Below are 20,327 nucleotides of genomic sequence, written 5' to 3'. Positions count from 1 at the left end.
CGACGCGGATCGAAAAAGGAGGCTCGCCTTCGAGAGTGGTGGCGACCGTGTTGTCCGTCGCTCGAGGTCCGTCGTGATCGTAATTTCCGCTTCGTCGAACCCCTACGCTTCCACCGTCGCGTACCAGTCCATCCAGGGCCGGTGGCGTTCGAACGCCGCGCTCGCAGTGAGCACGGTTTCGTCGCCGAAACGCGGGCCGACGAGTTGCATCCCGACCGGGAGCCCGTCCACTCGTCCCGCCGGAATCGACGCGGCGGGGTGACCGGTCATGTTGAACGGCCACGTCAACAGCCAGTCCGCCCGCGAATTGACGGGTTCGCCGTCAACGCGAACGTCGTCGAGCGAATCGTTTCGGATCGGTGGAACCCCCAACGTCGGGGTCACGAGAAGGTCGTATCCCTCGTCTTCGAAGACGGTCTGCACCCCGTCGAACATCGCCGTCCGGACCTGGTTCATCCGACCGATATCGACGGGGGAGAACTGCCGACCCGCCCGAATCCGGTCGCGGAACTCCTCGGGAACGTCGTCGGCGTGCTCGCCGAGGAAGTCGATGCCGCTACGGTCCTCGACGGAGTCGGCGATCTTCGCGGTGAACGCCTGCATCAGTCCGAAGCGGGTCCGGTCTCGGAGCGTCTCGAGGGAGTGGCCCATGTCGACGTCGACCTGGTCGACGGTCGCGCCCCCTCGCTCGAACGCGGAGAGTGCGTCTTCGATACTGGCCCGAACCGACTGCGAGACGGGGAAGACCCCGAGGTCGGGGCTGTAGGCGATCGACCACTCGTCGATCGGTCGGTCGAGAGCAGCGACGTAGTCGGCGTCGTCAGCGGGCAAGGCGAACGGATCCTGGGCGTTCGGTCCCGCCGTGACCTCGAGGGCGATCGCTGCGTCCTTGACCGATCGTGTCAGAAAGCCCTTGCAGATGAACGGCGAGTGATACTGGAACGCGTTCGGGCGCGCGGATTCCGGGATCCGCCCGAAGGACGGTTTCAGCCCGTAGACGCCACACCACGCCGCCGGAATTCGAACGGATCCCGCCGCGTCGCCGCCCTGGGCGAACGCGGTTTGGCCGTCGGCGACCGCCGCGGCGCTCCCGCCCGAGGAGCCACCGGCGTTACGATCGAGGTCGAACGGGGTCGCGGTCGGTCCGACGAGTAGATTGTCGGTGAGTGGTTTGTGGCCGAACTCGGGCGTGTTGGTCTTGCCGATAACGATCGCCCCGGCATCCTCGAGTCGCCGAACGAAATCGGCGGTGTGGGTCGCGACGTTGTCGGCGAAGGCTCGACAGCCGAACGTGTGTCGGATCCCCTTGCGAAAGCCCGTGAGGTCTTTGAGTGCGACGGGTACCCCGTGGAGCGGGCCGACCGACTCGCCGTCCTCCAGCGCTCGTTCCGCCGCTCGTGCCTGCTCGCGGGCGTGCTCCGCCGCGACGGTGATGAAGGCGTTGACGTCGTCGTTGCGCTCGTCGATTCGCTTGAGGTGAGCGTCGACGGTCGCCGTTGGACTGACGGTTCCGTTGCGGATGCGTTCCGCGAGTTTCCACGCGGGATCGAAGCGACGATCGCTGGCCATAGTCCGGTGAAGAAGGTCTCGGAGGGGGCAAAAGCGTGTTGGTGGCGTTGACCTCGAGGAGGTCACTGGCTGTGGGTCCTCGACAGCCGAGTTTCACTCCTCAGGTCATCGCTCCTCGGGCCTACGGAAGGTCCTCGGCGACCCAGTCGAAGACCGCCTCTCGACGGGCCCGTGGCGGCGGATCGCTGTGGCCGGCCGCGCGGAGCCGGGCCTCGTGATAATCGAAGCTGTTGATGTCGTAGGGCGTACGTAGCTCGAGTGCGTCGGCGGCCCCGTACAGGTCGTACACGGCTCGCGCTTCCTCCACGCACTGGACGACGTCCTCTTGAGGGTGATCCCAGTCGAGTTCCGGTGCCCACACCAGCAGTGGTCGAGGAGCGACGAGACCCAGGACCTCGTGAAAGTCAAACGGCATTCGTTCGGGTTCGTCTCGGAACAGCCCGAGTCGCGGGTGGTGGCCGTGGATGTGGGAGTGGCGACCGATCACCGCGTTGGCCCGCTCTTTCTCCGGGTCGCTCAGGCGGAACGGGGAGAATCCGCAGACCGAGGCGACGCCTCGAATCCGTTCGTCGAGAGCGGCCGTGTACAACCCGGCGGTCGCACCGAGCGAGTAGCCGACGAGGTAGATCCGATCCGAGTCGATCGAGTCGTGCTGGATCAATCGGTCGACGACGACCTGCGTATCCGCCACCATCTTTCCCATCGTCGACCAATTCGGGTATCGATCGTAGAAGTCCTGGCCGTCGATCGTTCGCGTCCCAAATCCGATCTGATCGAACGAGGCGAACGCGAAGCCGCGGTCGGTCGCGAACTCGAGTGGTTCTCGGAACCCTCCGCCCGTCCCGTACCCGCCACCGTAGGAGTAGGGGTGGAGCCAGACGATCGCGGGCAGTTCCTCCCCGGCAGTCGTGGCGTCTCCCGTCTCACTCGCGCCGTCATCTTCTTCCGCCTGACTCCGCGGATAGAAGAGGTCGCTCTGGACGTGCGGACCGTCGACGTCGGATGGTGACTGTTCCACTTTGCCGATGGTGTCCGTCTCGTCGGGTCGACCGACGACCGCTCCGTCTGCGGACGTCCGGTCGCCGAAACTCCACCTGATCGTCTCGCGAAGGGCAGGCTTCTTCGCCTCCCAGTCCGCCGTCGTCGTTATCGTCGTTCCGTTCTCGTCGACGAGCAAATCGTCGATACCCCTCTCGGGGAACGCTTCGAGATCGATTTCCGCGGCGGACGTCTTCGACCACTCGTCGAACGAGAACTCGTGATTGAACCGCGATGGATTCACGTACTCGTCGACGGTGTAGCCGTCTTCCTCTCGACCGAACGCGTAGTCGAAGAAGTCGACGATCGCTTCGACGTCGTCGAGTGGCATTTCGTGACCGGTCTGGCGGTAGTGGACCGCGAGCGCGTCTTCGGCGTCGTAGAGTTCGTAGACGGGGAGTGCGGATTTGTACACCCGTTCTATGGCCCACGCGTTGGAGTTGAGGTCCTTCATCGAGACGTCGATCATACACGCTCGCGGGGCGACCATCGACACGAGCGAGTTCGCGTCGACTGGGAGACGATTTTCTCGCCCGACGAAGAATCGCCAGCGCGGATGGAACCAGCTTCGTCGGACGCGGGCGTGGTAGCCCATGTGCCCCGAAAAGAAGTTATCTCGATCGAACCGGGCTGGCAGGGCGCCGCCAGTTCCGGAACCGGCGGGCGCGACCGCGCTGATCCGGTCGTCGAACGCGGCCGTGATGAGCGCCTGTTTTCCGTTTCGAGAGAAGCCCGTGAGCCCGATTCGATCGTCGTCGACCTCCTCGAGCGTGAGGAGATAATCGACGACTCGCTGGGCTCCCCACGCCCGACGCGCTAGGATCTGAAAGTCGTGGTCTGGATAGTGCTCCCCGTAATCACCAGTGTCGTCCCTCGCGTCGGCGCCGGCGTAGACGACGCCGATGTAGCCGCGTTCGAGCGCACGGTATGCCCACTCGCGGTGGTTCCACTGCGTCATGAACACCGGGAACGGCCCCTCCCTCTCCTCCGGTATCATGACCTGAACGGTCATCGTCGCCTCGTAGTCGGGACCGAACTCGAGACGGACGCCCCGCTGGGTCGCGGTCCCGTCGGCCACGGTCAGCGTGCGAAGCTCGGTCACCTGCAGGTCGTCCGGGACAGGAGGCATACTCCCGTACAACCAGTGTTGGATCGCGTCGCCGATGCGCTCGCGCTGGCGTTCCCAGCCGTCGATGGTGTCGATCCGGTCAGCGTCTCCGCCTTCACCCCGACGAAGCGGGTCGGGAAGACCAGCCGTCGCGGGAAGCCGTTCGAAGTCCGGCGGCAGTTCCCCGGTATCGTCGAGCCACGCCCGCCAGTTAGGGTGTTCCCTCGAGAGTCGTGGATCGGAGATGGGATCGTCGTCGGCGTCGAGGTGAAGGAGCGGAATCAGCTTCTCCAGGTATTCTCGACGGCGTTTCCGCCCGCCCTCGCTCTCAGCTTCTCCGTACCAGTCGGCAGTCGTTTCGTCGGGGTCGCCGGTCGGCCCGTCCCGTTGGGACTCGAGTGCGAGTTTCGTCGCCCCGAGTCCGAGTACCCCGGCCGCGGCACCGACCACGAACCCTCGACGTCCAATAGGCCACCGTGAGCCATTTTTCTCCGCTCGTTGCTCGTCGTGCTGTTCGCTATCCATACTCACGTTGCTCGTCCGGCACGAGTTATAGTCTTCGCCAATTCGTCTTCGGAGCGTCCCGTCGTTGTCGGATAGCAGTTCCCTCGAGACCTGATGCTGCCGTTCCGACCTCTATTCTCGAGTCCGACCGATTGAGTGGTCTGTATCGTTCGGCTTTTTCAACCCTTTAATCGAGGAGTGTTGGTCTCGAGCGAACGCAGTTGTACGTCGAGGCCGGATCAACTCGAGTCGAGCGTATCCATCGTCGACCGCAAACAGCGTGTTGAACCAGGATGCCTCTCTGACCGCACCTGTTCGCCATCCCGCGTTCTTCTGTGATCGGGCCTTGGCCGATCAGCATTCGGCTATACTAGTCGTCTAGATTCGCCGCGCCTGGCGATTAGAACGTGTAAAAGATAGTTCCATCACTATCGAGATAAGTAAAGAGAAACGGCCAGTAAATTCTAGAACTCGAAAAATTTCCGTGGAGATACGCTTACTCCGCGGGGAAAGATTTATCGCGTCTGGGGAGAGTGTGGTTCCTATGCCAGATGGTGACAAACCTACAATGGGCAAGCGTAGCAGCAGGAATCTGACCAGTCGGCGGTACGTCCTCGCCCTGACGGCGGGTGCGACGGCCGGTCTCGCCGGTTGTACGAGCGGAAACGGTGGAAATGGTGGCAATGGAGGCAACGGCGGCAACGGCGGCAACGGAGGTAACGGAGGAAATGGGGGCAACGGTGAGAACCGGACGCTGACCCGAATTGCCGGTAGTACGCTTCCCGACGAGTACAACTTCAACCCTCTCGGTGAACAGTTCCCCTCCCGACTGGTCGATTTCACCAATGACCGGCAAACGATCGTCTACAACAACGGGAACGTCGAGACGCCCGCACTCGAGTCCTGGAACTGGGACCTCGATAGTCTGGTACTGACGAAGACGCTTCGCGACGACCTCGTCTTCTGGAACGGCGACCAGTACACTGCAGAGGACCTGTACACCTGGGAAGAAGTGAACAGGCTGATGTCACCCGACGGAAGCCAGTACGAGAACATCGAACTGGTCGACGACCTGACGATCGAGTACACCTACAAGGAGCCCAAGAATCCCGCGCTCATCGAGACGACCGACCTGGGTGGCGTGAGCGGTAACCTTGACTCCCTCAATGCGGAGACGTGGCAACCCCACCTCGAGGCGCTGCAGGACGCGTCCACGGACGAGGAACGAGATGCGGCCGCAACCGAGGTTCTCGAAAAGAAAATCGACATCGACCAGTACATGAACGAGGGGCTCGGCACGGGGTCGTTCGAACTCGTCGACTGGTCCACACAGGGCGTCACGCTCGAACCTGTCGACCACCACCGATGGTCCGAAGACGTCCAGATCGAGCGGTACGAGGAACTCGTCGCCGAGGGTGCCGCCCAGGACGAGATGATATCGAACGAGCAGGTGGACTTCGCTTCCGTCGCGATGGAACAGAAGTACCGGGAGGTACTCCCCGACCACTATCAGGACCTCGCGAAGTACGCCTCGAAGTTCATGTACTCGATGACGATCAACTGGAACCACACCGAGGCACTCCAGGACCGTGCCGTTCGTCGCGCGATGACGGCGGTCATCAACACGCAGGACGTCGTCACGAACTTCGAGACCGGGCTCCCGATCGACGTCCACACGGGAATCGAACAGGAGTGGAACAATACGTATCTCGAAGACGACCTGGACAATTTCATCGACTACGCACCCCAGGATTCCGACCACGAACTCGCAGACCAGTTCCTCGAGGCCGGTGGCTACTCGCGCGAAGACGGGACGGTTTACAATCCGGACGGCGAAGAACTCGACCCGATCCTGATGCCCATCGGGACGGATTACTTCTTCAACGTCCCAGGACAGACCGTCCACGCCCAGCTCGAGGAGTACGGCTTCCCCGTCGTGTTCGAGGGCCAGGAGCAGAACCAGGTGACCGAGCGGTTCAACGAAACCATGGACTGGGGGCTCACGCCGTACAGCCACTACGCAGCGGACTACCAGCACCCGGTCGGGTTCTTCCGGTACAATCACTCGTTCGGGCTTCGCCTCGTGTCGCAGATCGCAACCGGTGGAACCAGCGCTGCGAACGATACGATCCAGCAGTGGCTCGACGACGGCCGCACGCACTCGCCGTACAACGGGAAACCGCTTGTCTGGGAGATCCCAACCGAGATCGGTCAACTCGACCTCTCCGGCGACACCGAGGAGATCAATCTGGTCGAAACAGTCAACGAGATCATGGTTACGGACGACGTCGAGTGGACCAACGAACAGATCAAAAAGCTGTGCTGGATGTGGAACTTCCACATGCCGGAAATCGACCTGCTCTACCGTGAGTCCGGTCGCTGGGCCAACACGCGTGACTTCGACTGGTCGGTCGACGAGAAGTGGCGTCTCGAGACCAACAACGCGCTGTACCCCCTCATCAAGAACGGCACCGTCGGGTACCCATAACGACCCGTACAGCTGTTCGGTGAGCGGAACGAGCACCGTCATCTTTCATTCTTTCCCTTTCTCCCTCTTCTCTCACAGCTTCTGTCCCACGAGAAGCTATACGTCGACAAACAGGTTCCTAAAAGCTTATGTGAGAAAACCCCCCTCCCTTTGGGTATGGAACGGCTGATGATCGAGTTCTCGGTACGTGGCGAATCGACCGTCACTGTAACGTCGACTGCTCCCGTACAGGTGACTCTCTGTGACCGTCCGTGACGGAGTGACGACCTCGCCAAACTCCTGGGGGAGGGAGACGCTGATCGAAGTCCGCAACGCGTCCGTTACGTTCGACATGGAGCGAGGGACGTCGAAAGTGATGGACGACGTGACGATGGATATCCACCGGAACGAAATCCTGGGAATTGTGGGCGAGAGTGGTAGCGGCAAATCCATGTTCGCGTCGGCGCTCCTGGATGCAGTCGTCACCCCGGGTCGGTTGACCGGCGAGGTAATCTACCACCCTCCAGACGGCGATCCGTTCGACGTCCGTGATCTCGACGAAGAGGAACTCCGAAAGTTCCGGTGGGAGGAGGTCTCGATGGTGTTTCAGGGGGCAATGGACTCGTTCAACCCGACGATGTCGATCGGCGGCCACTTCAAGGAGACACTTCGGGCCCACAACCGCGACGTCGAGGAGGGAATGGCCTACGGCCGGGAGCTGCTCGCGGACCTGTATCTCGATCCCGATCGCGTTCTCGACTCGTACCCCCACGAACTCAGCGGCGGTATGCAACAGCGGGCATTAATCGCGCTCAGTCTGTTGCTCGAGCCGAGCGTCCTCGTGATGGACGAACCGACTGCGGCACTCGACTTACTCATGCAGCGTTCGATCACGAACCTGCTGGCGAAAATCCACGACGAGTACGAGATCACGATGATCTTCATCACGCACGATTTGCCGCTCGTGGCGGATCTGGCCGATCGCCTCGCCGTGATGTACGCGTTCCAGTTCGTGGAAGTAGGTCCGTGTTACGACATCCTGAAAGACGCCGCCCATCCCTACACTCGAGCACTGTTGAAGGCCGTTCCGAATCTGTCGTCAGCCCTGGAAGATATGCAGCCGATCGAGGGTGACAGTCCCGACCCGGTCAACGTGCCGAAGGGGTGTTCCTACCACATTCGCTGTCCGCTCGCAGACGAGCAGTGTGTGGCGGTCGATCCGGAACTCGAACCGGTGAGCGGCGACCACGAGGTCGCCTGTCACCACTGGGAGAACGCTCGAGAGCAGATCACCTATACACTGAGCGACCAGGAGCAGGAGGTGACGTTCGATGAGCCGTAGTTCCGAACCGGTCGTCACGCTGGACGACGTCGGTGTCGAGTTCTCGAGTACGTCGCTGATGCAGACCCTTCGACGGAAGGAGGCGGAGGTCGTCAGGGCGGTCGATGGGGTTTCCCTCGACATCCACGAGAACGAGGTGATCGTTCTCGTCGGCGAGAGCGGGTGCGGAAAGACCACGCTGGGGAAGACGGCCGTCGGCCTGCAGCGACCCTCTGACGGTTCGGTACGGTACCGCGGACAGGACATCTGGGACGCCAAGGACGGAAGTGGTGACGTAGACATCCCGTTCGCGGACATCCGTCGGTCGCTCCAGATCATCCATCAGGATCCGGGGAGTTCACTGAACCCCAACCGAACCATCCTCAGCAGTCTGTCGGTGCCGCTGAAGAAGTGGTATCCAAACTTGAGCGTCGACGATCGAGAGGAGCGGATCTACAAACTGCTCGATTACGTCGGGATGAAACCGGCGTCGTCGTACGCGTCGCGGTATCCACACCAGCTAAGCGGTGGTGAACAACAACGGGTTGCCCTGGGCCGTGCACTCCTGATGAACCCGGACGTAATTCTGGCCGACGAGGCCGTCAGTGCCCTCGACGTCTCGTTGCGGATAGAGATGATGGACCTCATGCACGACCTGCAACGAGAGGTCAACACGTCCTACCTCTTCATTTCCCACGACCTCGCAAACGCGTACTACTTCGCGGAGAAGGTCGGCGGCCGTATCGGGATTATGTACCTCGGAAACCTGGTCGAGATCGGTGACGCCGAGGAGATCATCCGGAATCCGAAACACCCCTACACGAAGATTCTTCGGTGGGCGACGCCGGTCATGGATCCGGACGCGGCGAAAGAAGGGGCGAAGGAACTTCCGATGCGAAAAATCGACATCCCGGACCCGAAGCACCCGCCGAGCGGGTGCCGGTTCCACACCCGGTGTCCGAAGGCTCGAGAGGTGTGTACGACCAAGGTTCCACAGTTGACGCCAGCCGACGAAAGCGGCCGTTCGGACGTCGCGTGCTTCCGGTCTGAGCGGGACCACGAGTACTGGAACAGCGAACCGCTTCCGGAGTGAATCGCGACGACGAACTGGCCGTAGACGCCCATTGCTCGCTCTCGTCTTCTTCGATGGGGTAACTGACAATACTCGATTCCGGAAACAGTCGACGAGAAGGGGACTCGTACGCTCCCGAGCGTCGACTGATGAGTGAAAACAGGTGGACGCCATCGGTGTTACCTCTCAGTTCAGGTTTGGAATAGCACTGAGGGCGTTCAGAGCGTACAGCGAAGAATCGAATCGGACCCGAGGTATTGGTTCAGTTCATCGATCGACGCTCGACGGTGCACTAGTAGTCGCGTCTCGTACAGATGACGATCGCGATTGACATGACGACAGTGAGGACAGCGAGCGTTGCGAGGTTCAGGACGACGATGACGTACGTCGCGCTGGCTGGTTCGACGACGGTGAGCGAAACCAGCGAGAATGCGATCAGGACCAGGGCCAGTGAGACGCCGAAGATCAGGTAGAGTTTGTACGTACAGACTTGCTTGCCCAGTTCCGCGGTGAACGATCGCCCCATTACGTAGAGTGTCACCGTCGATTCCCATATAACTGTTCGGGTGTCGGTGAAGTCAATGTGGTTGAAAGCAATATCCCCCGTCGAGGGCGTCTCCTTGGCATGATAACACCTGACGCAAAGTTTAATATCGACTAGCGAAATGAGCCAGTATGAACTACTATGCCAGGAGAGTAGGGCAAGCAATTATTACGTTATTCTCCGTCATAACGATAACCTTTGTTCTCTATCGTCTTATGCCGGGCGGGCCAATCGAGGTTATGCGAGACGAAATGATACAGACCTCCCTTCAACAGGGACAGGACGTGAACATCGAACAGATCAACCGGATGATCGAATTGCGAACGAACATCGACCCGGAGCAGCCGATTCTCGAAGCCTACGCCGAGTACATGGTCAATATCGTCGTCTACCAGGATTTCGGCGAATCCCTCTGGCGTGGCGAGCCAGTTTTCGATATTCTCTTCCGAGCGATGCCGTGGTCGATATTCGTGAGTATCTACGGGCTCTTGATCGGATTTAGCGCGAACATCGTCCTGGGTGCGCTCATGGCCTACAAGGAGGGGTCCCGGTTTGACAACGTCGCGTCGATCGGTGCGACGTTCCTCAACTCGGTTCCGTACTACGTTGGGGCGATCCTGATGCTCTCGTTTCTCGGCTTCAAGTTCGGCTGGTTCCCGACCAGAGGTCGATACGATCCCTCCACGACGGAGGGGTTCAACATCCCCTTCATGCTGAGCGTGTTGCATCACTCTGCACTCCCCATCGCCTCGAGTATCATCGTCGGATTCGGCGGGTCAGCACTGGCAATGCGGGGGAACTGTATCCGCGTCATGGGGGAGAACTACCTCCGAGTAGCCCGGCTCCGTGGCCTGAGTGACAATCGAATCGCGATCCGCTACGTCGGCAGAAATGCAATACTCCCCCTGTACACGAGTTTCATGATAGGCATCGCAGCGATCTTCAGCAGTTCGATCATCATGGAACAGATCTATACGTATCCCGGAATCGGATGGTACACCTACGAAGCGCTCTCTCAGCGGGATTATCCGCTCTTGATGGGGCTGCTCATATTCTTCTCGACGATCACCATCACCGGAATCATGATTGCCGACCTGACGTACGGGCTGATCGATCCACGGGCCGGAACGAACGACAAAGAGTCATACTGAGCTGATTTCAAGATGGAACACAACGAACGGACGGCTGACGACGGGGCGAACGAAGCGAGGACTGACGGCGGGTCGACGCCGGACTTCCTGACGAACATGTCCCAGTCGTCGACGTCGACGATGTCGAAACGCGAACGTTACTCACGGACGATCGATCGCTACTTCCTGACCCAGGCCCGAATCGCCTGGACCGACTGGCGAACCCGGTTTGGAATCGTCGTGCTGGGACTGTTCATCTTCACTGGAACGGTAGGCGTTCACCTCGTCCCAGAGCCGTCGATCAACGAGGCGGAGACGTACATGACCTGGTTCCAGTCGGCGGAATACCCCCTCGGCACCGACAATATGGGTCGGCCGATCCACAAACAGCTCGTCCACGCTACGCCTGCTGTGCTCAAAATGGGGCTCGCAGGGGCGATTTTCGCCGCAGGCGTCGCGGTCGTCGTCGGGACGGTCGCGGGATACAAAGGTGGACTCACCGATTACGTCCTGATGCTCATCTCCGACATCCTCATGGTCATCCCCGGGCTTCCGCTAGTCGTCGTTCTGGCGGCCATCTACCAGCCGCGGGATCCATTCGCCGTCGGCGTGATCCTCGCGATCGACAGTTGGCCCGGACTAGCGCGGACGATTCGGTCGCAGGTTCTGACGCTTCGTGAGGCGTCGTACGTCGAAGCCGTCCGTTCGATGGGCGTCTCTACGCGCTCGATCCTCCGAAACGACATTATCCCACAGCTCATGCCGTACGTACTGATCAACTCCGCACAGGCCGCTCGAGGCGTGATCTTCGCATCCGTCGCGCTGTACTTCCTCGGATTCCTCCCTTACTCGGAGACGAACTGGGGGACGATGATGAACGACGCGTACGCGACCGGAGGCGCCCTCTCGAATCCCGACCGGGCCGCACATTGGTTGTACCCGCCGATGGCCGCGCTTATCCTGCTCTCGTTCGCACTGGTATTGCTTTCGCAGGGACTCGACAAGGTGTTCAATCCCCGACTCAGGGCTCGCCACTCCAAAACAGTCGACGATAGCGAAGACGTCACGAATCGAAACTGATCGATCGTATCCTCTTCTCTTCGTTTTCGTTACCATTTTCGTTACCATTTTCGTTACCATTTTCAGGTCCCAACCCTGGTAACCGATTCAAAGACGAGTCTTCTGATTCGGTCTCCTGAATGCCCTCGAGCACACCCTGGGGAGGTGAAAGTTTATGCAGTTGTCGTCCGAAGGTCGGAGTAACGCACAATGTCCACGAAAGTGTCCGAAGACTCACAGGGCGTGTCGTCCCGGATCGACCAGTCGGTCAAATCGTTGCTCGAGCAACCACTGGCACTGAGTCTGCTGTTTGGCTTCGGTTTGCTCCTGATCGGAGCGGTTCGAGGGGACGGTGTCGTCGCGGGAATGCTCGGTATCTACGGCGCGACGGTCATTCTCGTTTCGGTGGGTATCTACGTGATTTTGGCCGTGTTACGTCGCGGCCAGTGAGCCGCGAACAGCCGTCCCAGCTGTCCAGATTTCGAGATTCATCCGTTCAGACGTCGCGTTCAATCACACCGGCCGTCGAGCAGTCACCGAGCGTATCGTAGAGGGAAGACAGCGTGAGTACTGCAGTCGTTGTACGCCCGCACACTCGATGGTAGCTCCGCAACGTAATCGATCACGCTCGAGTGCAGCCGGAAGAACGCGTCGAAATCACGTTCCGGCGACCGTCAGTTGGTATCTCGGTTTCCGTGCCTCTGTTGGGGTCTCCACGCTGTTCCAGACGTCCCGAGTTCCTCCGTGAAAACGAACTTTCCGTAGACGTTGTTGGACGCGGTGATCGAGGTATACTGGTCGGTCCACTGGCGGATCGCCCCGCCACCGTCACCAGTCCCTTCGTCCGCACTGAACGGTGGGGCGCGGTCGGTGAAGAACCAGTTGTTCCGGATCGTGGCTCGCTCTCGCGGTACGCCACGGATAACGATCGCCGGTTGTGGCGCGCCGGAGACGGCGGCCTTCTCCGACAGAACGACGTTGTTCTCGATGTCCATACGCACGCCCGCCTGTGGTTCGTCCATGTCGTCGACCTCGCCTCCGTGGGCGTCAATTGGTGCCAGCCGTGTCCGAGGGCCAAAGAGGTTGTTCCGGATCGTGTAGTTCATCGGCACGTCACCGCCCACGCCGGCGATGGAACGGCGGTTGTTGTCGAGATAATTGTACTCGATAAGCGGATCGCCGCCGTAGACGTTGATTCCGTACCCGAGTGCCGGCGATGGATTGTCGGCGAACTCGTTGTGGTGGATGTAGACCCCTTTACACTCGTACGCACCCCACATTCCAACCCGGATGCCGGCGTACGTGAACCCGGAGAACTGGCAGTTGTCCACCTCGACGTCGTCAGTGTCGTCGATCAGAAGTCCGTAGGTGATTCCGACGTCGTAGATACTGTCGATCCCTTTGTCCTCGTAGTCCCAGTACTCGTGTTCGGGCCCGGACAGTCGAAGCCCGGTGAGTCGAACGTCGTCACCGCCCGTACTGATGAACGCGTTGAACCCGTTCTCGTCCTGGGAGAGGAGTGCCCCGTCCGATCCGTCTCGTCCACGGTCGGACGCGAGTGTCACGCCGGCGGCGAGCGTGATGGAGACGCCGGTCATATCGATCTCGGCGTCTCCCTCGACCCAGATGATCTCGCCGGCAGTCGCATCCCCGGCCGCCGTCTCGAGTCCGTCCGCATCGGAAACGACGTACGTGGCCAGTTCTCGAGTGACCGCACCGCCGTGGGGATACTGCTCAGCACCGTCGAACTCGTCGGGGTCGTACGCCTCACCGCCGCCGAGTTCCGGATTGAACGGGCGACGGACGGTTTCGTCGTCGAGTGCGAGGATCTCGTCGGCCGAGAGGCGAACGAGATCGCCTGCTGTTCGAATCCGATTGGACGAGTCGGATGGGGTCTGGCTACTGGTGGTGAACGAGTCCGCATCGCCGGTTGTCGAACCGGCCAACAGGACGCCGCTTGCGATACCAATGGACGAAAGATACGATCGTCTGTTCATGAGGGTGCCTCACATGATAGTGTGTTGCAATGCCATATAACATTCACGTAAAACCTATGTTCATTGCAAGTTGAAATTATGGGTGATTGTCTTTCCGTGATGATACGCTGTACGCCTCGAAGTCTATCGAATCGAAAACGGCGAGCGCCCGGTTGCTATTCCGACCCGGCTTCGTGGGGGTGGTCGGAGGGGTGGTTTCACCGAACCAGATTGCCTAGTTCGTGTGGGTACTTCGAATGACGACGATGTCAACTATCGTTTGGGATCGGGAAACGAACACTGAAACTGGCATCTTCGACGAATGTGCGCCTGTTCAGAACCGTTTGCTCGACCACGGAGGCCAATGCTGAATATATTTGTTTTGAATAATCAAACATATGGGCGATGGTGTTCTAATTCGATTCTTTTTTATTTAATCATCAGTTTACCAACTACATCCCTTTTCCTTCGTGTGACATACATAGTGTTGTAAGGCCTAAAATGGATCCAACTGGCCAGTTCCGTGGATCGACCGCTCGTCCGCCAGCGAGACGGTCGATCGTCAGCTATCGCTGTATCAGTTCGATCTCAGCCGTACGTTTGCCCTATCCAAACGAATCGTCGTACGCGAGGGTTCCTGTGCACTGTCTCAATCCCTGGTCGAGGCTCTCTCGGTGGAACGATCGGTTTCGGTGACGATGAGTAATCGTTCCGTGGTGATCGCCAGCAGTACGGCCGGTGTATCGAACGAGGCGATCAGACGAGCATCGAACGTCATTGCACACTCGGTCGCGGCTGTACGGCTGGAACCAGCCATTCCAGTCGTCTGGCTGACCGATGGGTAACTCGTTTCGACGACTACCGTACGACACTCCTCCTGGGTTCGATTGCTGTCCTCTGCCCGACTCGAGCCACCAGGGAGCCGCCCGGCCCTCGTCAGAGGTGCCCACACCCGCTTGTGGATCGTTTCCGAACCATTCTCGCTCTTGAGGACACGACGTCACAGCCAACCCCAACACGACCGTCGGCTCCATCGCTCGCCGTTTATTCACTCGAAACGATGCGAATCCATTTCTGTCGGGTGCCGTCCCGGATAGCCACCACCGAAATCGTGTTGTACTCGTGGTGAGTACGTGCCACCGTGACCTCAGCTATCGAGGGGCCGCGGCTCATTCGGCCGGGCGAGTTTCGAGAGGCGATGGCGCTCACGGAGCGATGTTTCGGCTTCGAACGCGGTGGTCTCGAACGACGGATGCCCCACTGCTTCGATCAAACGCGGCCGAACCGGCACGCAGTCGTCACCTTCGACGGCGACGTCGTGAGCCACGTGGCCTGTGTTCCGGCAGAACTTCGTGCGGGGGCAGCGACCGTCGAGTGCCACGGTATCGCCGGCGTCGCGACGGACCCAGACCACCGCGGTAACGGGTACATGACGCAGCTCCTCGAGTTCTGGCTCGATCGACTCGAATTACAGGACGTTCCCCTCGCGGAACTCGAGGGCGACCGACTCGGCTACGGACGGTTCGGCTGGGAGAACGCCGGCCGTGAGGAACGATACCGAATCACGCGCCGATCGTTCACAACTGACCCCGCCGGTTCCGCCGACGTCCGTCAGTATCGAAGCCGGACGGATCTCGAACTGATCAGGGAAATCCACGACCGCGAACGGTACCGAATTACCCGCACCGACCGGCGGTACGAGCGATTGCTCGCGCAGCGCGACCTCGAGACACTCGTCTTCGACGGGGACCGTCCAGCGTACCTCGCTTACCGGGGGACTGACCCCGCGTCCGTCCTCGAATTCGGCGGCTCGCGTGAGGGCGTCACGACACTGTTCGGATCCGTCCTCGAAACGGCGGCCGAACTGGAGGTGTTCACCCATCCCCACCACCCGTTCGTCCCGTCGTTCTGTGACCTGGCAATCGACTGGGAGACGCGCCCGCATCGAAAACTGAATATACTCGACCTGCCCGCGACGCTCGAGGCGTACGAACCGCTGCTCGCGGAGCGATGGGCGACCGTCGACGACGACTTCGGGTGTCCATCCGGGGCGGTGACGCTAGCCGTCGAGGGACTCGAGACGACAGACGCCGTGACGGTCGCCTACGACGCGACCGGCGTTCACGTCGAGCAAACGAGGCGAGAACCGGACGTCGTCCTGGACCGACGGGCGATGACCCGCCTCCTGTTTGGCTCGCCCGACGCGTGCTGGCCGATCAGGCGCTCGCGGCCGTTTCTGCGAGCAGTCCTCCCTCTGGAGTACTACTTCTGGCAGACCGAGACGATCTGAGTGGTCGGCGAGCACTCGAGTCACCGGGTCATCGAGCGGCCTTCGCCGTGATTGTCGAGCCGCCTACGCTACGATAAAAACCCCTCACGCACTCGAGTTCGATCTCGATAACCGATTCAAAACGCCACACGTCGAACGAAAAACCCACACGCCGATCCGTCGATGGGCCTGCTCGCTCCGCTCAGGATCGAGGTGTCTCACCGACGATGGCCGGTTCGCCCGACTCGGCGGCGTCGATGACGGTCCAGTTGAGTGACAGCGTCCGAACAGCGTCCGCGTAATCTGAACGGACGTGTGCGGGGTCGTTTCGATCGACGGCCTCGAGGAAGTTGGTCACCTCCTGTCCGTATCGATCGGTCGGGAGTTCGAAGTGGACCGACTCCTCGCCGACCGTACCGGTGATCTCCTGTGTCGTGTAATCCAGGTGTAAATGGACATCCTCGCCGACGATATTCAACTCGGCCGTCCACTCCGGCGACGTCACTGCCGAGGAGACGGTGCTGATGACGCCGTTCTCGTGTTCCAGTGTCGCCGTCGTCGCGTCCGGGTAGTCGATCTCCGGGGTTCCGATCCGATCCGTACTCGCAGCCGTCACGCGCTCGATGTCGCCGCCGAGATACCGAACCAGGTCGTAGATGTGAGTCGTCCGGGTGACGATTTCGCCACCAGAGAGTTCGAGTTCGTTCCCCCACGGACTCGCGAGCAGGCTGCTCCAGTAGCGGCCGGTGAGCATCGAAATCTCCCGGCCTTCAAGCAACTCGAGTGCCTTCTCCGTGATCTCGTCGTACCTGAAGACGTAGCCGGTCCCGGTAACGATCCCGGAGTCCTCGATCGCCGCCTGCGTCTCTCGGCCCTGCTCGGGTTTCAGGGCGACCGGCTTCTCGACGAAAACGGCGATTCCGTGTTCGGCGGCGAGGGTCACCTGGTCGTCGTACGCAAACGGGGGGATCGCGATGAACACCGCGTCGAGGGACTCCTCCTCGTAGAGGGTTTCGTGCTCGGTGTACACCGACGCATTGCGAGGGTCCGCGGCTTCTCGTGCGGCGTCCTCGTCGATGTCACAGATTGCCGTGATGCTCGCGTCACTAGTGGCGTCGACTTTCTCCATCAGCGTGGCGGCCATCTTGCCAGCTCCAATGAATCCTACGTCCATACGTCGTACACCGAGGTAATCCTCTTGTAGGCTTCGATATCAGTACCCACAGTGACAGGATTCGGCGCGCCAGGACCGTGAGTCCGACGTTCGAATTGGGCAAGAGCGACAGTTCTCGAGGTGGCCGCCGCAACGTTCTCGAGGTGGGCCTCGAAGTGGCTACTCCGCGAGCGCCCGCAACTCAGCCGTCGAGAGTGGTCGATTGTAGAGTCGGACGTCCGTCGCGGTTCCGTCGTAGCCACGACCGAAGAGGTACTCCCCCTTCAATAGCGTCCAGCTGGCCCAGTCGGTCTCGAACTCGAGTGGTCCGTCGAAGCGGTTTTCGTCGATCACCTCGCCATCGACGGCGAGTTCGAGGCGGCCTCGCCCGTCCCAGACGCCCGCTACGTGATGGGACTCGTTCGCCGCTACGTCCGCCCACGCGACCGTACGCTCCTCGTCCGAGCCGTGCAACGAGAACTCGACCCCCGATTCTTCCGTGAGGCCGATTCCGAGCGTGACCGCACCGCCGAAATTCGCGAGTACTTGCGGCCTCATTACGTCTCGCGGTTCGATGCGCGCAGCGACAGAGATTCCGCCGGCGAACGTGGCGGCGTCGTAGCGGTCGAACCCGAGGTCGACGCCGTGTGACCCGTCGCCCTCGAGTTTCGAGCCGGCGAGCTGGTCGGCGGGCAGCCCGCGGAGGACGGTCTGTACCGTGTCCATGTGCTTGTACGAGCCCGTCGTCCAGAGGACTGGTACGTCCTTGCCAGCGTTTCGCGGGACGACTGGTCTGATGGCGCAGCCGACCGGCCGTTTCGTCACCGTCATCTCCGCCCACGTCTCGCCGCCGGTCGCGGTCTCGAACCGCCGTAGTTCGGACCGTTCACCTCGAGAGACGCAGCCGTACACGACGCTCGGGTCGTCGCGGTCGATCGAGAGTCCGCCGGAGTAGTGCAACTCGATCGGTCGTCTGGCGACGTAGCGGCCCGCATCCGCGAGGTGGTAATCGCACCACTGGTCGCCGTTCCACCGCGCGTACCGGTACTCGTGGGCGAGCGTCGACGGAAACGTCGCGTACGCAACGACCGGGTTACCGTCGTCGTCGACCGCACTGTCCCAGACCCAGGCATAGTGGTTCCCCGTTTCGCTGGAGTCGTAGACGACCTCGAGGTCCGATTTCGTCATCGGCAGGTCGTCGGGGCCAGCGATGAGCGACCCGTCAGCGGCGTGGAAGTGACCGTTGCGAAACTGGGCGTACATGACGTTCCACTTGGGGGCATCGCCACCGCGCTCGGCGTCGGTGAAGAAGAAGTGAATCGCGTCGTCTCCGCGAGCGGGAACGAAGTACATCGAGTAGTGGCCCTCCGGGGGGACAGCGATTCGCGTCTGGTCGCTCCAGGTTAGCCCGTCGTCTTCGGAAACTCGGTAGTAGAGGTTGCCGTCGCCCATGTAGCCGTACTTGTCGTTCGTCGCGTCGCGCGTGTATGTTCGATCCCGGTAAAACAGGTACAGCGTCTCCGGATCGTCGGGCGACCGGACCGGGTTCGGGTACGTGACGCTCTCCTGTTCGATCCGGCGGGTCGGACCGAACGCCGACACGCTCTCGGAATCACAGGAGACGGTGTAGTGCAACGCGTCGCCGTTGTGGCCCGCCCAAAACAGCAGAATCCGCCCGTCGTTGCGGAGGAGTAGCGACGGGTTCGTGTGGTCGTCGTCGGAGAACGATTCGTCGACGACGGTCGTCGAAAACGACCACGTCTCGTGGTCGTAGGCCGCGGCGACGATATCCCGTCCGGTCGGGCCGCCGAGGTAGCAGACGTACGTTCGCTCCCGGTCGCGGACGTGCCTGACCGCTCTGGGGTTCGTAAACCAGATCCAGCGCGCGTCGACCCCGTAGTTACCGTGGTTGCCCTCAAGCGAGCGGTCTCGAACGATACCGTCGGGCGATCGTTCGCCCGACCAGTGTCCGAGGAGCCCGCGCGAAAGCGAGATCTCGTCTCTCATTTCCCTTCTATGGTACTCACTCACGCAATGTGGTTTATACGTTTCCCCGTACTCGAGAACGCGCTTCGTACGCAAGAGAGGGGGGACCGGAAATATAATGGTCCAACACCCGAATGATACCGACAGCGATCATGGATTACGACCCACTGCGGGAGAACCTTCGGTCAGTCGCCTTCACGATACCGACACCGTTCAGCGAGGATGGTGAGGACGTCCTCGAGACACGGATCGCCGAGAACGTACGAACGCTGTACGACGAGGGCGCTCGGGTCTTCATCCCCTGCGGGAACACGGGCGAGTACTACTCGCTGTCACAGGCCGAACGAATCGACGTCGTCAGTGCGACGGTCGACGCGCTGCCCGACGACGCCACGGTCGTCGGCGGGGCCGGCGGCAGCACGAAGAATGCGACCGAACTCCTCGAGAACTACGCCGAGGCGGGTGCCGACGCTGCGATGATCATGTATCCGCGTCACACCTACGTTCATCGAGAAGGACTGATCGAGTACTATCGCACCCTCGCGGACGCGACCGATCTCGGACTCGTCGTCTACAAGCGCGGTTCGCTGCTCGACGAACCGGTGCTCGAGGAACTCTCGACCATCGAGAACGTCGTCGCCGTCAAGTACGCCGTCAACGACGTCAAGGAATTCTCCCGATTAGTCGAGTCTGTCTCGGGTGATGTAGAGTGGCTCAACGGCGTCGCCGAGCGCTACGCGCTCGCCTACGCGATCGAGGGTGCGACCGGCTTCACGACGGGCATCGGCAACTTCATCCCGCGACCCGTCCTCGAGCTGTCGGACGCACTCGCTGCCCGCGACTGGGCGCGTGCGAAGGAGATCCGTGACGCCCTGCGCTCCTACGAGGACTTGCGCGAGGAGGATGGCGGCGGCCCCGCATTCGGATCCGCGAAAAACGTTCCCGTCGTCAAGTACGGCACGGATTTGCAGGGAATGCACGGTGGCACCATCCGCGAACCGCTCGTGGAACTCTCGGCCGAGGACCGTAACCGCGTCGAGTCGTTCCTCGAGGATCTCGAGCGCAACGGACTCCTGGCCTGAACGAACGCAGGTGTGAGAGATCGAACACCGCTGCCGCGAGAGCGTCGAA

Annotated in this window: 14 protein-coding genes; 8 read left to right on the top strand and 6 right to left on the bottom strand. The window is 61.0% G+C overall.

Going from position 1 to position 20,327, the window contains the following annotated elements; translation table 11 throughout:
• Window positions 1-102: 102 nt before the first annotated feature.
• Both ACFQO4_RS01040 and ACFQO4_RS01035 read right to left on the bottom strand, forming a co-directional pair.
• The gene (locus ACFQO4_RS01040; protein ID WP_500259159.1) at window positions 103-1,569 is read right to left on the bottom strand and encodes an amidase; all 1,467 of its coding nucleotides are present in this window, start codon (window positions 1,567-1,569) and stop codon (window positions 103-105) included.
• Window positions 1,570-1,690: 121 nt separating this feature from the next.
• A complete protein-coding gene (locus ACFQO4_RS01035; protein WP_500259158.1) occupies window positions 1,691-4,240 on the bottom strand; it encodes an alpha/beta fold hydrolase in 2,550 nt (849 codons plus the stop codon).
• A gap of 523 nt (window positions 4,241-4,763) precedes the next feature.
• On the opposite strand from ACFQO4_RS01035, the gene ACFQO4_RS01030 reads away from it, so the two are divergent.
• The 3 genes from ACFQO4_RS01030 (at window position 4,764) to ACFQO4_RS01020 (ending at window position 9,100) form a co-directional block, all read left to right on the top strand.
• Complete coding sequence (locus ACFQO4_RS01030) at window positions 4,764-6,707, top strand: ABC transporter substrate-binding protein (RefSeq protein ID WP_500259157.1); 1,944 nt, start codon at window positions 4,764-4,766, stop codon at window positions 6,705-6,707.
• A gap of 241 nt (window positions 6,708-6,948) precedes the next feature.
• A complete protein-coding gene (locus ACFQO4_RS01025; protein ID WP_500259156.1) occupies window positions 6,949-8,028 on the top strand; it encodes an ABC transporter ATP-binding protein in 1,080 nt (359 codons plus the stop codon).
• On the top strand, window positions 8,018-9,100 hold the full coding sequence (locus tag ACFQO4_RS01020) for an oligopeptide/dipeptide ABC transporter ATP-binding protein (RefSeq protein WP_500259155.1): 1,083 nt from the start codon (window positions 8,018-8,020) through the stop codon (window positions 9,098-9,100). Before ACFQO4_RS01025 ends, ACFQO4_RS01020 begins: the two co-directional genes overlap by 11 nt.
• 271 nt (window positions 9,101-9,371) lie before the next feature.
• On the opposite strand, the gene ACFQO4_RS01015 is transcribed toward ACFQO4_RS01020, so the two are convergent.
• The gene (locus tag ACFQO4_RS01015; protein WP_500259154.1) at window positions 9,372-9,605 is read right to left on the bottom strand and encodes a hypothetical protein; all 234 of its coding nucleotides are present in this window, start codon (window positions 9,603-9,605) and stop codon (window positions 9,372-9,374) included.
• A gap of 149 nt (window positions 9,606-9,754) precedes the next feature.
• Between ACFQO4_RS01015 and ACFQO4_RS01010 the strand changes: the two genes are divergently transcribed.
• From ACFQO4_RS01010 to ACFQO4_RS01000, 3 genes are all read left to right on the top strand, one after another.
• Entirely contained in the window at window positions 9,755-10,774 is a 1,020-nt protein-coding gene (locus tag ACFQO4_RS01010; protein WP_500259153.1) for an ABC transporter permease, read from the top strand.
• Between the two features lie 12 nt (window positions 10,775-10,786).
• Window positions 10,787-11,833 carry an ABC transporter permease gene (locus ACFQO4_RS01005; protein ID WP_500259152.1) on the top strand — a complete coding sequence of 349 codons (1,047 nt, stop codon included), beginning with the start codon at window positions 10,787-10,789 and terminating at the stop codon, window positions 11,831-11,833.
• A 189-nt stretch (window positions 11,834-12,022) separates the two neighbouring features.
• Complete coding sequence (locus ACFQO4_RS01000; RefSeq protein WP_500259151.1) at window positions 12,023-12,262, top strand: hypothetical protein; 240 nt, start codon at window positions 12,023-12,025, stop codon at window positions 12,260-12,262.
• A gap of 224 nt (window positions 12,263-12,486) precedes the next feature.
• Here the strand turns inward: ACFQO4_RS01000 and ACFQO4_RS00995 are convergent, their stop codons facing one another.
• Window positions 12,487-13,809: a right-handed parallel beta-helix repeat-containing protein gene (locus tag ACFQO4_RS00995; RefSeq protein WP_500259150.1), complete on the bottom strand. Its 1,323-nt coding sequence runs from the start codon at window positions 13,807-13,809 to the stop codon at window positions 12,487-12,489.
• A gap of 1,120 nt (window positions 13,810-14,929) precedes the next feature.
• Between ACFQO4_RS00995 and ACFQO4_RS00990 the strand changes: the two genes are divergently transcribed.
• Window positions 14,930-16,078, top strand: a complete 1,149-nt coding sequence (locus ACFQO4_RS00990; protein WP_500259149.1) for a GNAT family N-acetyltransferase — start codon at window positions 14,930-14,932, stop codon at window positions 16,076-16,078.
• Window positions 16,079-16,259: 181 nt separating this feature from the next.
• On the opposite strand, the gene ACFQO4_RS00985 is transcribed toward ACFQO4_RS00990, so the two are convergent.
• Window positions 16,260-17,231, bottom strand: a complete 972-nt coding sequence (locus tag ACFQO4_RS00985) for a Gfo/Idh/MocA family protein (protein WP_500259148.1) — start codon at window positions 17,229-17,231, stop codon at window positions 16,260-16,262.
• Window positions 17,232-17,390: 159 nt separating this feature from the next.
• Window positions 17,391-19,217, bottom strand: a complete 1,827-nt coding sequence (locus tag ACFQO4_RS00980; RefSeq protein WP_500259147.1) for a BNR-4 repeat-containing protein — start codon at window positions 19,215-19,217, stop codon at window positions 17,391-17,393.
• 131 nt (window positions 19,218-19,348) lie between these two features.
• Here ACFQO4_RS00980 and ACFQO4_RS00975 point away from each other — a divergent pair, with 131 nt between their 5' ends.
• Window positions 19,349-20,278 carry a dihydrodipicolinate synthase family protein gene (locus tag ACFQO4_RS00975; RefSeq protein WP_500259146.1) on the top strand — a complete coding sequence of 310 codons (930 nt, stop codon included), beginning with the start codon at window positions 19,349-19,351 and terminating at the stop codon, window positions 20,276-20,278.
• The last annotated feature ends 49 nt before the right edge of the window (window positions 20,279-20,327 follow it).

Source organism: Saliphagus sp. GCM10025334, assembly GCF_042663485.1.
Taxonomy (GTDB): Archaea; Halobacteriota; Halobacteria; order Halobacteriales; family Natrialbaceae; genus Natronosalvus.
Note: the sequence above shows the minus strand (reverse complement) of the source record. Positions and strands in the feature narration are given on the sequence as shown.

What these genes read in the sequence shown, in the direction of transcription:
- ACFQO4_RS01030 (WP_500259157.1), top strand. Translation starts at nt 4,764, where the DNA reads ATGCCAGATGGTGACAAACCTACAATGGGCAAGCGTAGCAGCAGGAAT.
- ACFQO4_RS01010 (WP_500259153.1), top strand. Translation starts at nt 9,755, where the DNA reads ATGAACTACTATGCCAGGAGAGTAGGGCAAGCAATTATTACGTTATTC.
- ACFQO4_RS00995 (WP_500259150.1), bottom strand. Translation starts at nt 13,809, where the DNA reads ATGAACAGACGATCGTATCTTTCGTCCATTGGTATCGCAAGCGGCGTC.
- ACFQO4_RS00975 (WP_500259146.1), top strand. Translation starts at nt 19,349, where the DNA reads ATGGATTACGACCCACTGCGGGAGAACCTTCGGTCAGTCGCCTTCACG.
- ACFQO4_RS01015 (WP_500259154.1), bottom strand. Translation starts at nt 9,605, where the DNA reads ATGGGGCGATCGTTCACCGCGGAACTGGGCAAGCAAGTCTGTACGTAC.
- ACFQO4_RS01040 (WP_500259159.1), bottom strand. Translation starts at nt 1,569, where the DNA reads ATGGCCAGCGATCGTCGCTTCGATCCCGCGTGGAAACTCGCGGAACGC.
- ACFQO4_RS01005 (WP_500259152.1), top strand. Translation starts at nt 10,787, where the DNA reads ATGGAACACAACGAACGGACGGCTGACGACGGGGCGAACGAAGCGAGG.
- ACFQO4_RS01035 (WP_500259158.1), bottom strand. Translation starts at nt 4,240, where the DNA reads ATGGATAGCGAACAGCACGACGAGCAACGAGCGGAGAAAAATGGCTCA.
- ACFQO4_RS01000 (WP_500259151.1), top strand. Translation starts at nt 12,023, where the DNA reads ATGTCCACGAAAGTGTCCGAAGACTCACAGGGCGTGTCGTCCCGGATC.
- ACFQO4_RS00985 (WP_500259148.1), bottom strand. Translation starts at nt 17,231, where the DNA reads ATGGACGTAGGATTCATTGGAGCTGGCAAGATGGCCGCCACGCTGATG.
- ACFQO4_RS00980 (WP_500259147.1), bottom strand. Translation starts at nt 19,217, where the DNA reads ATGAGAGACGAGATCTCGCTTTCGCGCGGGCTCCTCGGACACTGGTCG.
- ACFQO4_RS01020 (WP_500259155.1), top strand. Translation starts at nt 8,018, where the DNA reads ATGAGCCGTAGTTCCGAACCGGTCGTCACGCTGGACGACGTCGGTGTC.